The organism is Peribacillus faecalis, assembly GCF_014712675.1.
Taxonomy (GTDB): domain Bacteria; phylum Bacillota; class Bacilli; order Bacillales; family DSM-1321; genus Bacillus_AD; species Bacillus_AD faecalis.
In genome coordinates this window covers 1-18,369 of the sequence record NZ_JACXSI010000002.1, presented here as the reverse complement: position 1 = coordinate 18,369, position 18,369 = coordinate 1, and the positions used below count along the sequence as shown (strand labels likewise).

The window sequence follows — 18,369 nt, the reverse complement described above, 5'->3', positions numbered from 1 at the left end:
AAAAAGCATTAACATTTGGCCGCTGATTAAAGTTACAGTTATACGGACAACTTCAACGGACTGCTTAACATCATGAAAACGGAAAATCTGATTGACTAACAGAACATCTCTCCTCTCAAGCAAAAGAAAACATTTTTGCTGAATCAAAAGCATACACATTTATTAGGATACTGGCCAAGCTCTATGAATGGTATATCAAGATAACCTCTTATATTATATCGATATAAGAAATAGATGCCGGTTGGTTTTCATAATTGGAAATTGGCTCAAACATGAAACCCGAAAAGGTCCGAACAATCAATAATTTCCTAAGAAGAGTGACTGCATGATAATGCGGGAATAGATTTAAATGAGATATGCGATGAAGGGAGAAACGAATATGGAATCATGGATAATTGATTTAATTGATCAATACGGTTATTGGGGCGTTTTTTTCTTAATTGCGCTAGAAAATATCTTCCCTCCTATTCCCTCTGAAGTAATATTGACTTTCGGCGGTTTTATGACGAACAGTACGGGTTTAAGTATAGTTGGCGTTATCATGACGGCAACAATCGGATCTGTCTTCGGGGCAGTCATTTTATACGGCATAGGTCTGTTGCTTGATGTGGAGCGTTTAGAAAAACTGATTGATCGCTATGGGAAAATCCTTCGTCTCACAAAAGACGATATATATAAAGCAGATGCTTGGTTTGACCGCTATGGAATTTGGACTGTTTTCTTTTGTCGAGTCGTACCGCTCGTCCGCAGCTTAATTTCAATTCCTGCCGGTATGTCCAACATGAGTTTTGGCCTTTTTTTGCTTTTCACCACACTCGGCACACTCATTTGGAACACCATACTGGTCAATGTCGGTGCAGCGGTCGGCTCGAACTGGCACGATATCGTGCAATATATGGACATGTTCTCTAATGTAGTGTACGTCATTTTAATGCTTCTTTTCCTGCTTGCCGTCATTTGGTACATGAGAAAGAGAAAAGAACGCAGAAACTAAGAAAAATCCCGCAAACCGAATCAGGTATTGCGGGATTTTCTTTATTTATTCAATCTAATTGTCACCTTAAACAAATCTCCATCCACAGCGATATCCATCTCGCTTTCATGAAGGTCGATAATTGATTTAGCAATCGCTAGTCCAAGACCGGACCCTTCTGTATGACGTGATTGATCTCCGCGCTTAAAACGCTCGAACAATTCGTCAACATTGTCGCCAAGCTCATATAGAGATACATTTTTGAAGCTGATTTCGACTGTATCGGGGCGATTCTTCACTGCAACATAAACACGGCTGTTTGGCATGGAGTACTTCAGAATGTTATTGATCAGATTATCAAACACACGCCATATTTTCTGACCATCCACATGCACCTCGATTGGCTGGTCATCATACGTCACTCTGAATTGCAGTTGCGATTGTTCGATTTGTTCATTATGTTCTGCTAGTGCCTGTTGCAGAAGCTGGACAATTTCCACTTTACTCTTGTTCAGTTCAATATTGCCGGTGGCCATTTTGGAAGCTTCGAACAAGTCATCAATCAGTACCTTCAATCGTTTTGATTTTCTGTCAATAATCGCAACGTAGTCATTGCGTTCCTCAACCGTAAGATTATCGTTTTTCAGCAAATCGGTGTATGTGATAATCGACGTTAACGGCGTGCGCAAATCATGGCTGACATTAGTGATCAGTTCCGTTTTCAGCCGCTCGCTCTTTACTTGCTCACGCTGTGACGTTTTCACTCCATCTTTAATTGAATTTAAATCAGTAGCTACTTGCGCAAATACAGTCTTACCTGGAACTTTGATTTCGTCGACATTTTTCCCATTTGCCATATCATGTATCATCTTTACGATAATATTAAAATAGCCGGTATGTTTGAAAATAATATACAGGATTACTACACTGAATGTTAGAGCGATTAAAAATATAAAGAGCATGATAATTCCGCTGTTTACTGTCAGTGCAAATAGCATGAACAGTACTAAAATTACTAAGCATCCCAGCAAAACAACTAGTTGTATGCCGACATTTCTTACAATAAAGGCATCTCGGATCGCACGCATCAGTTTATGAAGAATTGTCTCTTTCCACAGTTCTTCAAACGTACTTCCTTTTATGCTATTTAAATATATGAATGTGACAACCAGAAATATCGAAAATCCTAACAGACCGGCACCGACAGTGTAGGTTGTATAAAATACAGAGTCCCTTAAGCGTACGTAGTAAGATATATCCGTTAATGGAATAAGCGACATTAAACCAACAGCGCTTGATAAAAGTAGTGCAACAGTACGGATATCAAATGGCAACTTATTGAATAGTTTGATTTGCAGTCGGTTCACATTTGTAAAGGGTTTTATGAAAAACAAAAAGATGAAGCCAAGCAGCAGTGACATTCCCCCTGCAACAGCAAGTCCAATGTAAAAAATCCGGAACTTCTCGAACTGCTCTATCGGCGCTACCAGTGAGTTAGCTGCCGGCACACTTTTCGGTATTCCGATATAGCCTGTATAATAATGAAAGTCACTTTCTAAATTCGGCAAGTACTCAGTGTTCAAATCCACGTATTGTGAAAATGCTATATTGGCATCTATTCCAAGCGGATGGTCTTCGGTATATGTTGCCACGAACCTCATTTTATTTTCAGCAAAATAACGGCCATAATCGGAAGCTTCTTCTTTACTTAAAGAAGTGAAGACTTCTCCTGTTTCTTCATCCACCAGATAATAGTCAAATACTTTGCTGAACCGGTTCCAAGTGTTTTCAGTTGCCTTTAACTGCTTGACCACCGAGTCAATAGCCTGCTCCTTCTCCTGCCTGATTTTCGCACTGACATGCTCATCGTTTGAGAAGTTCAGTGTGATGTCCTGAATCTTTTCGTCGCGCTCTTTCTGTAATGCTTCAGCACCTTCAGTGTTGCCGGCTTCCTTCAGCTCTTCAATTCTCGATTCGTATTGATCATTAATGGAACTGATTTGTTCAGATAAATTGCCGTAGCGATATCTGTGTTCTTCAATCTCATCATCAGTCACGGTAATTTGGCTCTTTAGTACTTCTTCGGACCAATTGTTTAAACCAAAAACACGCAACAGCTCCTGATAATTGTAGAACGTGTTGTTCTGGAAGTCATTTGACTCAAAGTAGCTTCCTGTTAAAATGTAACGGCCTGATGTCATACTTGAGGCAAACATACTAAGCCCGAAACTTAATAGCAGGATGGTTATGATGATGACCTTTTTACTTCTCCATTTTGTATCCAATTCCCCAAACCACCTTTAAATATCTTGGATTTTTCGGGTCGATTTCAATTTTCTCCCTAATTTTCCGAATATGAACCGCCACGGTATTTTCTGCATTGTAGCCGGGTTCTTTCCAAACCAGTTCATATATTTCGTTAATGGAAAAAACACGACCCGCGTTTTTCATCAGCAATTCGACTATTCTATATTCAATCGGCGTCAGCTTTACCGGTTCCCCATTCACTTCCACCTGCTTTGCTTCTTCATCAAGCGTCAAACCGTTCAAATTGATTGTTTTTTTACTGCCTTCGTAAGTACCGAGCGTGACATATCTGCGTAATTGTGACTTCACCCTGGCAATCAGCTCAAGTGGATTGAACGGCTTTGTCACATAATCGTCCGCTCCGATTTGCAGCCCTAACACTTTATCAGCATCCTCAGCTTTCGCACTTAAAATGATAATCGGAATATTCCTTTGTTCACGAATTTTGAAAGTCGTAGCTATTCCATCAAGTTTCGGCATCATGACATCCAATACAATACAGTGGATTGGATGCTCATTCAATTTTTCAAGTGCTTCAAGTCCATCTGTAGCCTTGACCACATGAATCCCTTCATTTTTCAAGTAAATTTCAATACCGTCACGGATTTCCCGTTCATCATCTACAACCAACACATTATATTGAGACACAATCAACCCCTCCTCCTTCACAAGTATATCACCTGCATTTCTTACCTTTAATGTACCGCTCTTTTCTTAATAATCCTTCATGAAAAAACTTAAGAATTTCTTAATACAAAATGAAAGCGATTTCAAGATAACAGAAAATTTACGGAAATATTCTTTTTTACTGTCGTTTTTTGCTTAAAGATGTTATGATAAGTAGGCTTTTGTCTATTCGTCTTTTTACATTGAGGTCAGATACATATGTTCTCAATAGGAACTGTCAGTTTGTACATTAGTTCCCATTTACGCATCACACATATTGAGTTTGATTCTGGCTACAATAAAAATACATCAGGAGATGCTTTAGGAGGTAACATGGAAAAGGTAGCTTTACAAAGTGTTGAACAACTGGCACTTAAAAAACAAAAAATATTTAACGAAAGCATTGTAAAATACATTTTACGTGCAATCTTAGCAAGTGCCTTCATCGGATTTGGTGTTATTATTGCATTTAAATCAGGTAATTTATTTTACTTAGATCATAATCCGATGGCGTACCCGATTGCGGCTATCACATTCGGTACAGCCATTATTCTAATTGCATATGGAGGAGGGGACTTATTTACCGGAAACACCTTCTACTTCACGTATGCAGCCTTAAATGGCAAAATGAAATGGTCAAGAGTATTCCAAATGTGGTGTTCAACTTATCTTGGCAACTTGATTGGCGCATTATTCTTTGCATATTTCATTTATTTAACTGGTTTATTTGCTTCACCATCTGTCAACTCATTCTTAATGAGCACAGCCGAAGCAAAAATGAACGCACCAGTTTCTGAACTATTCTTCCGAGCAATTCTTTGTAACTGGCTTGTATGTTTAGCGTTCTACGTGCCAATGACAGTTAAAGGTGACGGACCGAAAATATTCATCATGCTTTTCTTCGTATTCGGATTCTTCATTTCCAGCTACGAGCACAGCATTGCAAACATGGGAACTTTCTCAGTTGCCTTGCTGCACGATCACCCGGATACAATTTCTTGGTCATTGGCAATTCGCAACTTAATCCCGGTTACTTTAGGTAATATCGTCGGCGGTGCTTTGTTCATGGGCATGCTGTACAAGTACTTGAACTCGCCTAAGTCAACAAACGAAGATGCTCCAGACAAAGATGGAGATAACACTCTTACAACAGAAGCACCTGTATTAAAGGCTGCTGAAAAATAATTCTATGAGAAATCTTCCTTCAAATTGAAGGAAGATTTTTTGCATTCCCGGCTATCCAGAATAACAACTAAAAACTATGGTAAAATAATGTACGATACCAAAATAATTATCTTCCTTACTGAAATACCCGCTTAGGAGTTGAACTGATTGAAAAAGTATAAAGGTTTTCTCATTGATTTAGATGGAACAATGTACAAAGGGGCCGAAAAAATTGAAGAAGCAGGAGAATTTGTACACGAATTAAACAGAAGGGGTTTGCCTTATTTATTCGTTACGAACAATTCTTCAAGAACACCTAAGCAAGTAGCCGAAAAGTTGCAGCAAATGAACATTCCCGCTGCAACAGAACATGTCTTTACTACAAGTCAGGCAACAGCTAACTATATATTCAATTTAAACCCAAATGCCTCTGTTTACGTGATCGGAGAAGAGGGAGTTACATCTGCTTTGCAAGAAAAAGGATTCAATTTTGTAGAGGAAAATCCGGATTTTGTCGTAATGGGCATTGACCGCGAAATTACATATGAAAAGCTATCAATCGCTTGCCTCGCCGTACGTAATGGGGCAACATTTATCTCTACGAATGGCGATATTGCCATCCCAACGGAGAGAGGACTGGTACCGGGCAATGGCTCCTTAACGTCTGTAGTCTCCGTATCGACAGGCATCAAGCCAATTTTTATCGGAAAACCGGAGAGTGTCATCATGAACCAAGCTCAGGAAGTGCTCGGAGTCAGCAAATCAGAGACATTGATGATTGGCGACAATTATGACACGGATATTATGGCCGGCATGAATGCAGGCCTTGATACACTGATTGTACATACAGGCGTCACAACACCGGCATTGTTGAAAAATTATGAGAAACAGCCGACTCACGCTGTACATTCTTTAGCGGAGTTGACTTTTGAATAACATAAAAGTCAAACTTGGGTACTAAAAAATGAATGGACTAAAGGGATATATTTGTCCCTTTAGTCCATTCAATTCTATTCAAACTGTTTCGGGTAAATAATCGTAAAATTAAAATCTGCAGTTTCAGCAGCACCCTTTACTCTTCCTTGGTACAATTCTTCGCCATTGTCAGTGTGCAGCACATAAAAATTGATATCTCCTTCTGTTCGCCCTTCCTTATGATCAGTACCATTCTCAAGCAAATAAGTTCGATTATCCTTTACAGCCAACAATACATTTCCTGCAGCTATAGCATCATGAGTCCACATTGGTTCAAATGCATCTTTCAAAAAATCATATTTATACATTGTACCTTCCGCGTATGCTATATAATAGATTGATTCATCATCAACCAATAACCCATATTCATCATACTGATACTTATCCGGCATACTAATTTCCTGCATCTCCCCGCTCTCGATGTTTGCAGCAAATAGCTTTTCTTTAGTCCCTATCGTTCCATCGGCTTTCTCTTCATCGTGCATTTCGCTTATCAGCATATACTTCTCTTTCGTCAACGAATCATTTCCTGCGCTCATATAAGCAGATTCTGATGACTCCATTTCATGTATTAAAGTATGTGAAACTACTTTTTCCTGATTGATATTAACAGCAACCCGCCATACAGCACTCACATCATCTTGATTACCGTAAAGCATCAACACAACCTCTTGGTCCAATAGTTGAATATCATATAAGCTGAGAGACTCACCGTATTTTTCAATTTCATGCGGTAAAGGTAGGATAAAATCCTTCCCTTCTTCTTTTCCTTTATCAAAAAAGCTGAGGTGAATGTCTCCTTCATACTTTTCAGCAGCTGCCCTCTCCACATCCAGTTCGCTATATATGAGAAAGTGCTCGTCTTCAAAAAGATGATACGTATTATCCTTACCTCGCATAAAGCTCCTGTATTTCTTCTGCAACTCTTTTATACGAATTTCACCGGCACTATGGACATAGGCAGTATGCATCCAATCAAGAGCAGAATCAGTATTCAACTCCGTCTGATCATGAGAGAGCAAAAGACTATACGGTACATTTTTGAAATATAGCCTTCCCGCTAACGAAACATTCTCCAGTTCCTTTTCATCTCCTGCAACGGTTTCAATACTGAAATCTTCAGGTGAGGCTACCGTTTGATTCACATACCCATAAAAAAGGCTGATACCTAATATTCCTGCTAAAGCAAGCATGATTGTAAAAACATAACGATTCATCTTCTCACTCCCTATACCGATATTTTCTTATTCATCACTATAAAGCTTATCCAGCCGGACAACACGAGCATAATGATGATGCTAATTATTTTAATTACCATGTACTCATCTGCATATAAAGGCAAGAACCATACTTTGATGAAATCAGCCAGCAGAAATAGAAGTAAGCATCCAATAGCATATAAGACAGCAAACATAATACCCTTCAAGCGAAAACTTCTTTCCAATATAATCATTGTAAATATAATGATGACTATAGTGATTCCTAACCCGTAATTGACAATGAAATTAGGACCTTGAATAGGGATGAGAAATTCCATATACTCATCAGAGCCTATCCAGCTGATCACATCAGGCTTCACTTGGTATTGCTCCGGAATCCGAATGAAAAATATTAATTTTAATAATGGATAAATGGCTAATTGTACAATTAAACAGCCCATGATGAATAGTAGCAATGAGGTTAATTTGGCCAAATAAATCGACAAGCGGTTGACCGGAAGAAGAAGCAGTTGATAAGCAAATGTGTTTTTTCCGAACCATTCCATATACCATGTTGCAAATACATAAGCAACAAGCGCTCCAATGCACAGCAAGATAGGGACCACAAACAAAACGGACTGCGTAAAATCAGTCAAGGAGACTTCTGCAATCAATCCCCTTTCGATATCATCTATGATGCCATTCATGCTAATCAGCATTGAAACCGGCTGCAGAATAACAAGAAAAGCAATCAGTGCCGCGTAAATTTTCCAAAACCGTTTCACTTCGAAATCAACAAGCTTCAAATAGCTTTTCATCCTTCATGCACCTCCCGCAGCATATCAATGACAGATTTCCCCTCATCCATTCGCACTTGCTCTGTATAGAAGTCCTTCACAATCGTTCCTTCACTTAAAATTACGACGCGATCAAGCAAATGCTCCACCTCATCAATTTCATGCGTCGTCAGCAATATTCCTCTGTCTTCAATGAAATGTGAAGAGAATAAAGCACGGATTTTCTCTTTGGCAAATACATCGACGCCTGAAAAAGGTTCATCTAAAAGCACATAATCTGTATTCAAAGATAACCCCAGAATCAAATTGACCTTTGCTGCATTTCCTTTCGACAGTTCGCCTATTTTTTGCTCCTTGCTCAAACCGAGATACCCCATAAGCTCTTGTGCTCGTCTTTCATTCCAGCGCGGATAGAAATCTTTCATAAATTGAAAGGCCTGTTTAATCTTCATCCTGGACGGCATGGTCGTATGGTCAGGAATGAAAGCAACATTTTCACTGCGTTTCTTCTTCACACTTATTCCGTCAATCAAAATATCCCCGCGATCGAAAGGCGTTAAGCCGACAATCGATTTCAGCGTAGTAGACTTACCGGTTCCGTTGATGCCGATCAAACACGTGATTTCTCCCTTGTTGACAGTAAATGATATGTCCTTCAATACCTTTTTGAATCCGTACTTTTTGGAAATCCCTTTCACTTCAATCATCTTTTTTCCCTCCTTACTGAACTTTCTTGAATTCTTCTTTCACCACATCCAGCACTTCCTCTACCGGCACAGCAATTTGCTTCATCGCTCGTATGTACTGAGCTGTCGCTTCATATATTAATTCTTTTCGCACATTTTGCAGAATTGCTTCATCAGTCGTCACTTTGCTTGGAAAATTTCGTTCCGTCATAATCAGCTTTTGATCCTCCATTTCTTTATACGCTTTCTGTACCGTATTCGGATTGATATTGAGCATCATTGCTAGTTCCCTTCTAGATGGTACTTCCTGTCCGCCCGTCAATTGCCCGGTGGCCAGTTGCTGCTTGAAATAGTTCACAACCTGCAAGTAAACCGGATCACGGTTATTCAGCACAAGCTTCAAACAATCTCCTCCCTTCGTAAACTATCTGTATTATCTGACTAGTACACCGCATGAATGTATTATTACATTAATACACTTTGTTCGTCTACCTTATTTTTCTAAATTAGGATTTTTTTATAACACTTAGATTCTAGGAACCTTTAAAGAATAGCAATCTATTATTTTATTAATCTAGCAATAAATGCATACTGCATTTTACTTTTTACTGAATATTTAATTAGCATTCTGCTCATGATAAGATAGTTATATATTATTTTGTAAGGAGCCTTGATACTAATGAGAAATGAAATGGTCGAACGTTTTATTACATATGTGAAAGTAGATACACAATCCAGTGCGAGTAGTACAACTTGCCCGACAACGCCAGGTCAGCTCACGCTGGGTCATATGCTGGTAGAGGAACTGAAGCAAATCGGCATGAGCGACGTGACAATCGATGAAAACGGATATGTCATGGCAACATTACCGGCAAATACAAATAAAGATATCCCGACAATCGGTTTCCTGGCACATGTTGATACAGCAACGGATATGACAGGCGCAAACGTGAACCCGCAATTTGTTGAAAATTATGACGGTAATGATATCGTCCTAAATGAAGCTTTAAATGTTGTCTTATCACCGAAAGAATTCCCGGAACTTCCGCAATATGAAGGTCACACCCTGATTACAACAGACGGCACGACACTTCTTGGCGCCGACAATAAAGCCGGGATTGCTGAAATTATGACAGCAATGCATTATTTGATTCAGCACCCTGAAATTAAACACGGCAAAATCCGCGTAGCTTTCACACCCGACGAAGAAATCGGCAGAGGCCCGCACAAATTCGATGTAAAAGCTTTCGGCGCTACGTATGCGTATACAATGGACGGTGGTCCGCTAGGCGAGCTTCAATATGAAAGCTTTAATGCCGCTGAAGCAAAAGTAAAAATTAAAGGAAAAAACGTGCACCCCGGGACAGCAAAAGATAAGATGATCAACTCGACAAAAATCGCAATGGAATTCCAAAGCAAGCTTCCAGTTGAAGAAGCACCGGAGTATACAGACGGATATGAAGGTTTTTATCATTTAATATCTTTCAATGGTGATGTAGAAGAAACAAATCTGTATTACATTATCCGTGACTTTGACAAAGAAACATTTGCTGCCCGAAAGGATAAAATACAGGCTATAGCTGCTGAATTGCAGGAGAAGTATGGAAAAGATCGCATCATGATTGAAATTAACGACCAATACTACAACATGGGGGAGAAAATCGAACCTGTTAAGGAAATCGTCGATATCGCCTACCAAGCGATGAAGAACTTGGATATTGAACCGATCATTCAACCAATCCGCGGCGGCACAGATGGCTCGCAACTATCTTATATGGGACTTCCGACTCCTAATGTCTTCACTGGCGGTGAGAACTACCACGGAAAATTTGAATATATTTCAGTAGATAACATGGTAAAAGCGACAAATGTCATCATCGAAATCGTTAAACTTTACGAACAACGAGCTTAAATAACAAAAGCAGCTGTTTAGAGGATGAAATGTCCCTCAAGCAGTTGCTTTTCTTTTCTTGATATAATAAAGACTTTTGATGAAAATAATTTAGTGTTTTAATTTCATTATTGCTATAACATCTATTAATAAATTGAACATTTTGTTAACGAATAAGCGGCCATAAGCAGCTGAAATTTTAGTAATTCAACAACCGAAAATCTTTTTGCTATTCAAATATAACTTTTAACCACTTAACAAGTTCACTATTTTACTTTACTATAAGAGACACACAAGCATAGGGGACAATGAAAATATGAAAGAAAATCATTCAATAGCTGGGAAGAATTTTGTCATTACTGGCAGGCTATCAAAAACACGCCGAGAAGTTGCATCAGAGATTATTGCAAATGGTGGAAACATGATGGGTGCTGTTACAGCCAAAACAGATTACTTGATTATTGGTCAGCGCTTTGGAAATACAAAGACTTCCGCTGCCTTTAGACATGGCACATATACTATTACAGAAGATGAATTATATAAAATGATAGAGAAAGAGTATTGATCTCAAAGACAATACTCTTTTTTATTATATAAAGATAGCATTCTTGAATATTTATCAAATAACCAAGAAAAATTTTCTATTATTTCATTGACTATGATAATGAAAATCATTATCATTCTAATTGAAAATGATTTTCATTACTAGTATGGAATGGGGGATTAATATGAAAAAGGGATTTACATATTTACTGATGGCATCAATGCTGACATTAGCAGGCTGCGGAGCAAATGAAGCTGCTAATGAGAAAGCATCATCATCATCCAAAACGGAAGAGCAACAAAATACAGCTATTTCTATTACTGACTTTACAGATCGAACGATCACTTTTGATAAAGTTCCTTCAAACATCGTTTCAGTAGGCAACGGGGAATTGGATATCATATATGCGCTTGGCGGTGAGCTTGTCGGAAGAGCAACGACACATAATGAGGAACTAAACACACAGTTTGCCAATGTTGAACAAGTTGGCAACACGCATGAGTTTGATTTAGAGAAGATTGCAAGCCTGAAACCGGACGTAGTCTTGGCGAATAATCCATTGAACATGAAAGATATTGCCAGCATTGAAGGAATTGGCTCTCAAATTATATTGACACACGCTAATTCTGTTTCTGATATACAAAACCAAATTACGTTATTCGGCAAAATGATTCAAAAGCAAGATAAAGCAAAAGAGCTGGTCGCTGATATTGAACAAAAGGTTGCCGATATTAAAGCGGAAACAGTCGACTCAAAAACACGCGTATTACTTATTTATGGCGCACCGGGTACGTACATGGCGGCCCTGCCAAATTCTTTAAGCGGTAACTTGCTAGAATTAGCAGGGGGAGAGAATATTGCTTCCGACTATCCGGCAATTGAGAAATATCCGCAATATGCGCAATTAAATACAGAAAGAATTGTTGAAGCAAATCCTGAATACATTTTTTTGATGACTCATGCTGACCCTAGTGCTGTTAAAGAAGGCTTTATTAACGAAATGGCACAAAACCCAGCGTGGAACAGCATCGATGCAGTAAAGAATGAGCGTATTGAAATATTACCGGCAGACTTATTCGGCGATAATCCTGGCACAAAAGTAGTGGATGCACTTGATTATATGCATACATTGCTTAAAAGCGCACAATAAACAATGAATATTCAACAAAGATCATCCCGAAGGAAATGGGGGTTTATTATCTCCCCATTTCTTCTGGTCATTGCTGTTATTTATGGATTAACATCCGGGTCAGTACCAATTTCAATCCGTGATATCATCGCTGTCTTCTCAGGAGGAGATGCCGTACAGGAAACCATCATTCTTGATCTGCGTCTTCCCCGTGTTTTAATCGGATTATTAGTGGGAGCTTGTCTTGCTGTTTCTGGCGCTCTTCTTCAGGGCGTCATGAAAAATCCATTAGCTGACCCGGGAATTATCGGTGTGACAGCAGGAGGCGGTTTAGCCGCCAGTCTAACGATGGTCGCACTTCCGCAGCTGTCTTATCTTTTGCCGATTACAGCTTTTGCCGGAGCCTTTTTAACTGCTATTATCATTTATTTACTGGCGTGGGACAAAGGAGCCTCTCCTATTAAGATTATTTTAGCCGGTGTCGCCATCAACGCACTGCTTGGTGCTGTCCAGAATGGGATTATGGTTATTTACAGCGATCGGGTTCAAGCTGTTCTTCCTTGGCTTTCCGGAGGCTTGAGCGGCCGCAGTTGGTATCATCTGGAGTTCATGGCTCCATATGCAATTATTGGCTTGATTTTATCTTTATTCGCTATCCGTTCCGCCAATATACTGCTTCTAGGAGATGATTCAGCTAAACTGCTTGGGCAACGTGTAGAATTGAAACGACTGCTTATCATCCTTTTAGCTGCATTCCTGGCTGGGACTGCAGTCAGCGTCTCTGGTTTAATTAGCTTTGTAGGTCTTGTCATTCCGCATGTCATCCGATTGCTGATGGGAGATGACTATCGTTATTTAGTTCCTTTTTCAGCTGTAGGTGGCGCTTTTCTCGTTGTTTTAGCAGATACGGCTGCAAGATCTTGGTTTGACCCGATTGAACTTCCGGTTGGTATTTTACTCGCTTGCTTAGGCGCACCGTTCTTTTTAACTTTATTGAAGAAACGGAGACTGATTTAAATGATTGCAATTGAAGCCAAAAATATTTGCCATCAGATTGAAGGTTTTTCTCTCAATGACATTAACCTTTCAATACCAAAAAGTAAGATTACAACCATTATCGGTCCGAATGGCTCAGGAAAATCAACATTTCTAAAGATCATTTCTCAGCTTCTGACATGCAAATGCGGAGAAATCTGCGTGTATGATAAACCAGTAGAATGTTATAAGAAGAAAGATTTTGCCAAAACTGTCTCAATGCTTCCGCAATCAAAGCAGTCTTTGCCTGATATAACAGTAAAAGAATTGGTTTCTTACGGACGCTCGCCTTATAAAAGCCTTTTTCAGAAAGGAAATACTTCTGCAGATGACGAAATCATTGAATGGGCAATGGATGTAACAGGCATCACAAAAAATCAAAACAGGATGTTTCATTCTTTGTCAGGCGGCGAACAGCAAAAGGCGCGAATTGCTATGGCTCTCGCACAAAAAACAGATATTTTGCTATTAGACGAACCAACAACCTACCTTGATATAGCACATCAAATAGACGTTATGGAAATTCTTCAACAAATTAATGAAGAATACAAAATCACCATTGTCATGGTACTACATGAGTTGCAGCAAGCTGCAGCTTATAGTGACTTTTTAATTGCTTTAAAGGGGGGATGCGTGGCAAAATTCGGCGAACCGCAGAGCATATTAACATCCGAATTTTTAAAAAACGTGTACAATATAGATGCAAGCATTAGATTTGAAGATAGTTATCCAATTATTATTCCAAATAAACCAATAAAGGGGAAATAAATTATGATCATCGTAACAAACCGCATTAAAACTAAAGTAGGATTTGCTGAAAAAATGGCTCCTGGATTTGTGCGTCCAAGCTCACTTCTTGAATTTGAGGGCTTCATTAAAGTAGAAGTAGCAGTTACTCAAGGATTAACTGAATATGATGAGTTAAACGTAAATATGTTCTGGGATAACGTAGAAAGCTTTAACGCTTGGAGAAATAGCGATTCGTTCAGAGACGCTCACAAACGTCCTGAACCGGGATCTGAAGCAGAAAAACAAGAAAAAGAAAATTCACCAATCCTAGGCAGTGAAATCATTATTCAAAATATCGTCGCTACTACAGAAGCGCTTCCTGCTAAGTAAGAAGAAAAACCGTCACTGGTCCTTTTGGTAGGGCACATACTCTCAAGAATTTACCGATTTCTCTTGTTGGTTAACTTCTTAAATACGCTGAAAAGGAGTCAGTCCATATTTGGATAACGGGTTCTCTTTTCGGGGACAAAACACTGTTTTAACACCATAAATCGCAGGCATTTCAGCGTAAAGTTGAAATGCCTTTTTTGTTGAACTATCAACCTTATGAAGAAAAAATGACGCAGAATCGCAACCATTTCAGCACCAAAAAACAAATGTACAATAGCTATTGTACACGCTGAAAAAGGTGCGATTTTAGGTGCGATTTTCATTGCTATTTCGTCATAAACACTGTCAGACCAACGAAAAAAACACACCAATAGCGATGCTAAAAGGTGTGCGATTTCATCTGTTATTTTTTAAAATGTCCCCCATAACAGAACCCGTTAATGTTTGGACTGACTCCTTTTATTTAATCTTCCAAGCCTTCTTCAAGCTTCTCCATTTGCTTCACTTGCTTACTTTGGTTTGCGATAATTTGGTTTGCAATCTTTTGCAACTCTTTATTATTTGTATATTTTAATATATTGGAGGCCATAGCAATGCCTGCTTCGTGGTGTGGAATCATTGCCTCAAGGTAATCCAAATCGATATTCCCTGTCGGCTTTACTTCATCCATTTCATCCATCATTTCCTTATATGCCTTCTCATACCCCTTTAAGTACTCTAATTCTTTTTTCTTATCAACTTGCGGGTCATCCTTTAGTTTATCAAGCAAGGCCTTCATTTGTTTAACGGCTAATAACTGCTCCTTAACAATAGCTGCAGCCAAGTTTTTCATTTCCAGATTTGTTCCGTAATCTAGCAGATTCTCTGACATTGATATGGCTCCTTCATGATGTGGAATCATCTCATACAGAAAGTCTAAAGACGGATCTCCGGTCTTCGGAGCATTTGTCATTTCCTCCTGCATAACCTGCATAATGCTTTTATAATTATCCATATATTTGCTTTCATCTGGATCAAGTGCTGCGTGCACACTTAAACTGGAAGCAAGCAATAAATATGCCACCAGTACAATAATTGCGTTTCTTATTTTTACCCTCATAAACACTTCCTCCTAATAAAACATTTACTGTCTTATTATGGGAAGGAAAAAGAAGATTATTCCGTATCACCATTATTAATCATTCAGTACATATTAATATATTTACCGGACCATAATATAAAGTAACTTTCTATATAGACCAAAGGAGTAAATTTTATGACCAAAAAGTCCCATACACTTATGCTATTGCTTCTTTTGCCTCTCACTTTCTTATTCTCAGTATCTCATGCATCTGCAACACCACAAAGGCATACTAGTAATGTAATTTGCACCCCGTTAACAACTACATTAAAAATGGAGAAAAGAAAACTTTGGAGTGAACATGTATTCTGGACAAGAAATCTTATTATTAGCGACGTTGATAATCTTCCCGACAAGCAAGCAGTGTTGCAAAGACTGCTTAAAAATCAAGATGACCTCGGTAAGTCCATTGAGCCTTATTACGGAAAAGAGGCAGGTAATCAACTTGCAAAGTTGTTGCGTGATCATATTTTGATTGCCGTAAAAGTAGTAGATGCTGCTAAAAACGGGGATACGAAAGCACTAGATGCAAGCAATAAAGAGTGGTATCAAAATGCAAATGATATTGCTATTTTCTTAAGCAAAGCTAACCCTAATTGGTCACATTCGGAGCTAAAGCAAATGCTCGATACGCACTTAGGATTTGTGACCGAAGAGGCTGTCGCAAGAATAAAAAAGGACTGGCCAGCGAATATTGCTACCAACGATAAAGGTGTAAATCATATGCTTCAATTTGCAGATATAATATCTAATGGCATCATTAAGCAATTCCCGAACAAATTTAAGTAATAGTAAAGGGACAACGTAAAGCTGTCCCTTTACTATTTAACATTCATTTGATTTGCATACATCTACCCACTTTACTGCATTCGAGATTATAAATAACTCTTCACAAGTTAATTCAATTGCTGAATTCGTACTTCCACAGGCAGGAAAAACAGAAGTAAAGCGCTTTAATGATTCATCTAAATACACATCTAAATCGTATTTCAAACCAAAAGGGCAAACTCCTCCAATAGCATGTCCCGTCATTTTCAATACATCATCCGGAGCAAGCATACGTGCTTTGAAACCAAACTCCTCACGAAACTTTTTATTCTCGATTTTTGTGTCTCCCGCTGCAACAATCAACAGTGCCCCTTCTTCACTTCTTAAAGAAATCGTTTTAGCTATTCGCGCAGGTACGACTCCAATAGTAGCAGCAGCCTGCTCTACCGTTGCACTTGATTGATCAAACTCCATGATTTTCTCTACCATGTTATATGTTTTAAAATGCTCTCTTACTGCTTCGATTCCCATCTTTCTGCCTCCATATACCTATGTTTTAGCTTCCAGAGATTATACCATAATTTTCTTTCGTTCTGAAATAAAGTATTTGGACAACAAAAAAAGAACCCATTTTTCAGGATTCTTTCTGACGCGCCTTAGAGGATTCGAACCTCTGACACACGGCTTAGAAGGCCGTTGCTCTATCCAGCTGAGCTAAAGGCGCAATATGTACATAAAAAAAAGACTTCTCAGTCTTATATTATGAATAATATGGCTCCGCAGGTAGGATTCGAACCTACGACCGCTCGGTTAACAGCCGAGTGCTCTACCACTGAGCTACTGCGGAACATCATTATGGTGGGCCTAAATGGACTCGAACCATCGACCTCACGCTTATCAGGCGTGCGCTCTAACCAGCTGAGCTATAGGCCCATAATGGAGCGGGTGATGAGAATCGAACTCACGACATCAGCTTGGAAGGCTGAGGTTTTACCATTAAACTACACCCGCATTGTTGGTACATATGATGGAGGCAGCACCCGGATTTGAACCGGGGATAAAGGTTTTGCAGACCTCTGCCTTACCACTTGGCTATGCCGCCATAAATGACTGGGCTAGAAGGATTCGAACCTTCGCATGACGGAATCAAAATCCGTTGCCTTACCGCTTGGCTATAGCCCATTGATATAAGTTTTAGATGGGGCGACTGAAGGGAATCGAACCCTCGAATGTCGGAACCACAATCCGATGCGTTAACCACTTCGCCACAATCGCCATCACAGTATTTTTGGCAGGGGTAGTAGGAATTGAACCCACACCAAAGGTTTTGGAGACCTCTATTCTACCTTTAAACTATACCCCTAGTATAAAAATGGTGGAGGGGGACGGATTCGAACCGCCGAACCCTGAGGGAGCGGATTTACAGTCCGCCGCGTTTAGCCACTTCGCTACCCCTCCATATATTTGCAACAACTAGGATTAACGTAAAAATGGTGGCTCAGGACGGAATCGAACCGCCGACACAAGGATTTTCAGTCCTTTGCTCTACCGACTGAGCTACTGAGCCATAATCATATTTTCAACCGCTGCTTATACGGCTCTTCTTTATCCTTCATCTAAACATAAGAAAGATTATCGCGCTACATAAAAAATGGCGGTCCGGACGGGACTCGAACCCGCGACCTCCTGCGTGACAGGCAGGCATTCTAACCAGACTGAACTACCGGACCATTATGACATTTTTTAATTGCTTACAATATAAATTAGATGGAGGAGGTAGAGGGATTCGAACCCCCGCGGGCTTTTACACCCCTGTCGGTTTTCAAGACCGATCCCTTCAGCCGGACTTGGGTATACCTCCGTGACATCATGGATAAATATTGTATATGGTGGAGCCTAGCGGGATCGAACCGCTGACCTCCTGCGTGCAAGGCAGGCGCTCTCCCAGCTGAGCTAAGGCCCCATAAAGAATGGTCGGGAAGACAGGATTCGAACC

At 39.5% G+C, this 18,369-nt stretch carries 18 protein-coding genes and 13 tRNA genes; 10 read left to right on the top strand and 21 right to left on the bottom strand.

Annotation, left to right across the window (positions count from 1 at the left end; translation table 11 throughout):
* The first annotated feature begins 379 nt into the window (after positions 1–379).
* Positions 380–994 carry a DedA family protein gene (locus tag IEO70_RS01395; protein WP_190996569.1) on the top strand — a complete coding sequence of 205 codons (615 nt, stop codon included), beginning with the start codon at positions 380–382 and terminating at the stop codon, positions 992–994.
* A gap of 41 nt (positions 995–1,035) precedes the next feature.
* On the opposite strand, the gene IEO70_RS01390 is transcribed toward IEO70_RS01395, so the two are convergent.
* Complete coding sequence (locus IEO70_RS01390) at positions 1,036–3,258, bottom strand: sensor histidine kinase (RefSeq protein WP_190996568.1); 2,223 nt, start codon at positions 3,256–3,258, stop codon at positions 1,036–1,038.
* Positions 3,236–3,928, bottom strand: a complete 693-nt coding sequence (locus tag IEO70_RS01385; protein ID WP_190996567.1) for a response regulator transcription factor — start codon at positions 3,926–3,928, stop codon at positions 3,236–3,238. Before IEO70_RS01385 ends, IEO70_RS01390 begins: the two co-directional genes overlap by 23 nt.
* Positions 3,929–4,279: 351 nt before the next feature.
* Between IEO70_RS01385 and IEO70_RS01380 the strand changes: the two genes are divergently transcribed.
* Together IEO70_RS01380 and IEO70_RS01375 are read left to right on the top strand one after the other, a co-directional pair.
* Positions 4,280–5,131 carry a formate/nitrite transporter family protein gene (locus IEO70_RS01380; RefSeq protein ID WP_190996566.1) on the top strand — a complete coding sequence of 284 codons (852 nt, stop codon included), beginning with the start codon at positions 4,280–4,282 and terminating at the stop codon, positions 5,129–5,131.
* Positions 5,132–5,278: 147 nt separating this feature from the next.
* Positions 5,279–6,046, top strand: coding sequence for a TIGR01457 family HAD-type hydrolase (locus IEO70_RS01375; protein WP_190996565.1), 768 nt, complete (start codon positions 5,279–5,281; stop codon positions 6,044–6,046).
* A gap of 74 nt (positions 6,047–6,120) precedes the next feature.
* Here the strand turns inward: IEO70_RS01375 and IEO70_RS01370 are convergent, their stop codons facing one another.
* From IEO70_RS01370 to IEO70_RS01355, 4 genes are read right to left on the bottom strand one after another with little or no spacing between them, the layout of a single operon-like run.
* Positions 6,121–7,302 carry a hypothetical protein gene (locus IEO70_RS01370; protein WP_190996564.1) on the bottom strand — a complete coding sequence of 394 codons (1,182 nt, stop codon included), beginning with the start codon at positions 7,300–7,302 and terminating at the stop codon, positions 6,121–6,123.
* 11 nt (positions 7,303–7,313) lie between these two features.
* On the bottom strand, positions 7,314–8,102 hold the full coding sequence (locus IEO70_RS01365) for a hypothetical protein (protein WP_190996563.1): 789 nt from the start codon (positions 8,100–8,102) through the stop codon (positions 7,314–7,316).
* Positions 8,099–8,788: an ABC transporter ATP-binding protein gene (locus IEO70_RS01360; protein ID WP_190996562.1), complete on the bottom strand. Its 690-nt coding sequence runs from the start codon at positions 8,786–8,788 to the stop codon at positions 8,099–8,101. The genes IEO70_RS01365 and IEO70_RS01360 overlap by 4 nt, the downstream gene beginning before the upstream one ends.
* Positions 8,789–8,801: 13 nt before the next feature.
* Positions 8,802–9,170: a GntR family transcriptional regulator gene (locus IEO70_RS01355; protein ID WP_190996561.1), complete on the bottom strand. Its 369-nt coding sequence runs from the start codon at positions 9,168–9,170 to the stop codon at positions 8,802–8,804.
* A 276-nt stretch (positions 9,171–9,446) separates the two neighbouring features.
* Here IEO70_RS01355 and pepT point away from each other — a divergent pair, with 276 nt between their 5' ends.
* The 6 genes from pepT (at position 9,447) to IEO70_RS01325 (ending at position 14,485) form a co-directional block, all read left to right on the top strand.
* A complete protein-coding gene (pepT, locus tag IEO70_RS01350; protein ID WP_190996560.1) occupies positions 9,447–10,679 on the top strand; it encodes a peptidase T in 1,233 nt (410 codons plus the stop codon).
* Between the two features lie 295 nt (positions 10,680–10,974).
* The gene (locus tag IEO70_RS01345) at positions 10,975–11,223 is read left to right on the top strand and encodes a BRCT domain-containing protein (RefSeq protein ID WP_190996559.1); all 249 of its coding nucleotides are present in this window, start codon (positions 10,975–10,977) and stop codon (positions 11,221–11,223) included.
* 163 nt (positions 11,224–11,386) lie between these two features.
* Entirely contained in the window at positions 11,387–12,352 is a 966-nt protein-coding gene (locus tag IEO70_RS01340) for an ABC transporter substrate-binding protein (RefSeq protein WP_235973449.1), read from the top strand.
* Positions 12,353–12,355: 3 nt separating this feature from the next.
* Positions 12,356–13,348, top strand: coding sequence for a FecCD family ABC transporter permease (locus tag IEO70_RS01335; protein ID WP_190996558.1), 993 nt, complete (start codon positions 12,356–12,358; stop codon positions 13,346–13,348).
* Positions 13,349–14,134 (top strand): ABC transporter ATP-binding protein, encoded by a 786-nt coding sequence (locus tag IEO70_RS01330; protein WP_190996557.1) that lies wholly within the window; start codon positions 13,349–13,351, stop codon positions 14,132–14,134.
* 3 nt (positions 14,135–14,137) lie between these two features.
* Positions 14,138–14,485: a heme oxygenase gene (locus tag IEO70_RS01325; RefSeq protein WP_190996556.1), complete on the top strand. Its 348-nt coding sequence runs from the start codon at positions 14,138–14,140 to the stop codon at positions 14,483–14,485.
* A 463-nt stretch (positions 14,486–14,948) separates the two neighbouring features.
* Here the strand turns inward: IEO70_RS01325 and IEO70_RS01320 are convergent, their stop codons facing one another.
* A complete protein-coding gene (locus IEO70_RS01320; protein WP_190996555.1) occupies positions 14,949–15,584 on the bottom strand; it encodes a DUF305 domain-containing protein in 636 nt (211 codons plus the stop codon).
* Positions 15,585–15,740: 156 nt separating this feature from the next.
* On the opposite strand from IEO70_RS01320, the gene IEO70_RS01315 reads away from it, so the two are divergent.
* Positions 15,741–16,394: a glycosyltransferase gene (locus IEO70_RS01315; protein WP_190996554.1), complete on the top strand. Its 654-nt coding sequence runs from the start codon at positions 15,741–15,743 to the stop codon at positions 16,392–16,394.
* Between the two features lie 36 nt (positions 16,395–16,430).
* Here the strand turns inward: IEO70_RS01315 and IEO70_RS01310 are convergent, their stop codons facing one another.
* From IEO70_RS01310 to IEO70_RS01245, 14 genes are all read right to left on the bottom strand, one after another.
* A complete protein-coding gene (locus IEO70_RS01310; protein WP_190996553.1) occupies positions 16,431–16,904 on the bottom strand; it encodes a YbaK/EbsC family protein in 474 nt (157 codons plus the stop codon).
* A gap of 119 nt (positions 16,905–17,023) precedes the next feature.
* Positions 17,024–17,097 (bottom strand) — tRNA-Arg (locus tag IEO70_RS01305).
* Between the two features lie 48 nt (positions 17,098–17,145).
* Positions 17,146–17,220, bottom strand: a tRNA-Asn gene (locus tag IEO70_RS01300).
* Between the two features lie 9 nt (positions 17,221–17,229).
* Positions 17,230–17,306: transfer RNA gene (locus IEO70_RS01295), tRNA-Ile, on the bottom strand.
* 4 nt (positions 17,307–17,310) lie between these two features.
* Positions 17,311–17,384: transfer RNA gene (locus IEO70_RS01290), tRNA-Gly, on the bottom strand.
* A 17-nt stretch (positions 17,385–17,401) separates the two neighbouring features.
* Positions 17,402–17,475, bottom strand: a tRNA-Cys gene (locus IEO70_RS01285).
* A gap of 8 nt (positions 17,476–17,483) precedes the next feature.
* A tRNA-Gln gene (locus tag IEO70_RS01280) sits at positions 17,484–17,555 on the bottom strand.
* 17 nt (positions 17,556–17,572) lie between these two features.
* Positions 17,573–17,648: transfer RNA gene (locus IEO70_RS01275), tRNA-His, on the bottom strand.
* A gap of 14 nt (positions 17,649–17,662) precedes the next feature.
* Positions 17,663–17,736: transfer RNA gene (locus IEO70_RS01270), tRNA-Trp, on the bottom strand.
* 10 nt (positions 17,737–17,746) lie between these two features.
* Positions 17,747–17,831, bottom strand: a tRNA-Tyr gene (locus IEO70_RS01265).
* 33 nt (positions 17,832–17,864) lie between these two features.
* Positions 17,865–17,940 (bottom strand) — tRNA-Phe (locus IEO70_RS01260).
* Positions 17,941–18,025: 85 nt separating this feature from the next.
* Positions 18,026–18,103, bottom strand: a tRNA-Asp gene (locus tag IEO70_RS01255).
* A gap of 38 nt (positions 18,104–18,141) precedes the next feature.
* Positions 18,142–18,234 (bottom strand) — tRNA-Ser (locus IEO70_RS01250).
* Between the two features lie 26 nt (positions 18,235–18,260).
* A tRNA-Ala gene (locus tag IEO70_RS01245) sits at positions 18,261–18,336 on the bottom strand.
* Between the last annotated feature and the right edge of the window lie 33 nt (positions 18,337–18,369).

What these genes read in the sequence shown, in the direction of transcription:
- IEO70_RS01395 (WP_190996569.1), top strand. Translation starts at nt 380, where the DNA reads ATGGAATCATGGATAATTGATTTAATTGATCAATACGGTTATTGGGGC.
- IEO70_RS01380 (WP_190996566.1), top strand. Translation starts at nt 4,280, where the DNA reads ATGGAAAAGGTAGCTTTACAAAGTGTTGAACAACTGGCACTTAAAAAA.
- IEO70_RS01370 (WP_190996564.1), bottom strand. Translation starts at nt 7,302, where the DNA reads ATGAATCGTTATGTTTTTACAATCATGCTTGCTTTAGCAGGAATATTA.
- IEO70_RS01365 (WP_190996563.1), bottom strand. Translation starts at nt 8,102, where the DNA reads ATGAAAAGCTATTTGAAGCTTGTTGATTTCGAAGTGAAACGGTTTTGG.
- IEO70_RS01360 (WP_190996562.1), bottom strand. Translation starts at nt 8,788, where the DNA reads ATGATTGAAGTGAAAGGGATTTCCAAAAAGTACGGATTCAAAAAGGTA.
- pepT (WP_190996560.1), top strand. Translation starts at nt 9,447, where the DNA reads ATGAGAAATGAAATGGTCGAACGTTTTATTACATATGTGAAAGTAGAT.
- IEO70_RS01345 (WP_190996559.1), top strand. Translation starts at nt 10,975, where the DNA reads ATGAAAGAAAATCATTCAATAGCTGGGAAGAATTTTGTCATTACTGGC.
- IEO70_RS01340 (WP_235973449.1), top strand. Translation starts at nt 11,387, where the DNA reads ATGAAAAAGGGATTTACATATTTACTGATGGCATCAATGCTGACATTA.
- IEO70_RS01335 (WP_190996558.1), top strand. Translation starts at nt 12,356, where the DNA reads ATGAATATTCAACAAAGATCATCCCGAAGGAAATGGGGGTTTATTATC.
- IEO70_RS01330 (WP_190996557.1), top strand. Translation starts at nt 13,349, where the DNA reads ATGATTGCAATTGAAGCCAAAAATATTTGCCATCAGATTGAAGGTTTT.
- IEO70_RS01325 (WP_190996556.1), top strand. Translation starts at nt 14,138, where the DNA reads ATGATCATCGTAACAAACCGCATTAAAACTAAAGTAGGATTTGCTGAA.
- IEO70_RS01320 (WP_190996555.1), bottom strand. Translation starts at nt 15,584, where the DNA reads ATGAGGGTAAAAATAAGAAACGCAATTATTGTACTGGTGGCATATTTA.
- IEO70_RS01315 (WP_190996554.1), top strand. Translation starts at nt 15,741, where the DNA reads ATGACCAAAAAGTCCCATACACTTATGCTATTGCTTCTTTTGCCTCTC.
- IEO70_RS01310 (WP_190996553.1), bottom strand. Translation starts at nt 16,904, where the DNA reads ATGGGAATCGAAGCAGTAAGAGAGCATTTTAAAACATATAACATGGTA.